General features: G+C 66.2%; 2 protein-coding genes. One reads left to right on the top strand and one right to left on the bottom strand.

Annotation, left to right across the window (positions count from 1 at the left end):
* A partial coding sequence (locus VEY12_08345; GenBank protein ID HYM40134.1) for an enoyl-CoA hydratase/isomerase family protein occupies window positions 1-800 on the bottom strand: 800 nt, incomplete at its 3' end.
* A gap of 197 nt (window positions 801-997) precedes the next feature.
* On the opposite strand from VEY12_08345, the gene VEY12_08350 reads away from it, so the two are divergent.
* On the top strand, window positions 998-1,591 hold a 594-nt coding region (locus VEY12_08350), incomplete at its 3' end, for a phosphate uptake regulator PhoU (GenBank protein HYM40135.1).

Here is a 1,591-nt window from a genome sequence, read left to right on the forward strand (position 1 = left end):
AGGAACGCGGACAGGCCTTCCACGGGCTCGACGGAACCCAGGTTGAGCGAAAAGAACTCCTTCGCATGCTCCCAGGTTGGCCGCCACACGAGGTCCCGCCACCAGTTCATGTGGACCTTGAAGTAGTGCAGGCTCGTGGGCGACAGGTCGAGCATGTTATCGATCATCCCGCGGACCCGGGAGTCCAGTGCCGAGAGCGGAACGACGTCGTTGACGATGCCCCACTCGAGGGCCTTCTTCGCGTCGATCTCCTGGCTCAGCATCACGAGCTCCGCGGTCCGCTTGAGCCCCATGTGGAGCGGCAGCCATTGGGACAGACCGCCGATGGACGTCATCCCGACGCGGGGACCCGGGGAGAGGAATCGCGCGTGGTCCGCGGCGACCGCCAGATCCGCGGCGGCCACGAACTCGAGACCGCCGCCGGCCACCACGCCGTTGATTCGGCAGAGGACAGGCTTGCCGCAGTGGAGGATCGAGTCGAGGAACCGCCCGTAGACCTCCCCCCACTTCCACCAGTCGCTCGGCTTCTTCCCGTACTCGTGGGCGTACTCGTCCGCGTTTCCGCCCGTGGAGAAGGCCTTATCCCCGCTCCCGGTGAGGACGATGAACTGGACGTCGTCGTCCCACATCGCCGCGTCGAACGCGGAGATGAGCTCCTTCAGCGTGGCGAGCGTGTAGGAGTTGTGCTGCTTCGGGCGATCGATCGTCACGAGCGCCGTGTGGTCGTGCCAGCCCGTCTTGTAGCGGATCTCGCCGTAAGGCGCTGGATCCCCCGACTCCCTCGCTCCGCCCTTCGCCATAGCCTGCTTCCCCTTAGGCGCGCGGGGTCCCCTCTGGGCGACCGAGGCGCCCGACGCGTGGCCCCCGCGCTCCTCCGCGGGGATGGCCCGGATGTGTATTAGTCCTTCCTCCGCTCGTCCTGGCGGTCGGCCCCCGACCGTGGTCCCGCACGCCGCCCAGGCAGGTTATATCGAACGCCACGCGTATCCGGAGTCCTATGTCGCGCCCGAAGTCGCGCCAGCCTACGGTCCGCAGACTCCAGTTCATCAAGGGAGGGAGCCGGACCGTCACGGTCCCGCGATGGTGGGTGAGCCGCCATGACCTATCCAAGGGCTCCCGCCTCTTCATGGTCGAGGACGGCACCTCGCTCCGGATCGCCCCTATTGACGTCCTGCGGGAAACGCGGAAGGTCCGCATCAATCTGGATGCCCTCGAGGACTCGAAATCCGTCAAGTACCGCGTGTGGACGTACTACATGCAGGGTGCCGATCAGATCGAGGTCGAATCGGAGGGGACGATCCCGGCGGATGTCAAGCGCACCCTTCGGGAGATCCGCCTGGATCTGCCAGGGCTCGAGGTTCTGGGGGAGCATGGCCAATCGATCACCTTCGGCATCCGGGGGGCGGACGAGCGACGGCGCCTCGACGACCTCATCGGCGACATCCAGAGAATCGCCTTGTCCGTGCACGCGGACGGCATGAAGTCGGTCACGAGCGGAGACACCGCGCTCGCCGCCGAGGTCGTCACACGGGAGGCGGAAATCCTTCGAAGCTACCGGGCCATGATCCGAAAGCTCGCGCTCTGCAGCATG

It is taken from the genome of Thermoplasmata archaeon (assembly GCA_035632695.1).
Lineage (GTDB): Archaea > Thermoplasmatota > Thermoplasmata > RBG-16-68-12 > RBG-16-68-12 > RBG-16-68-12.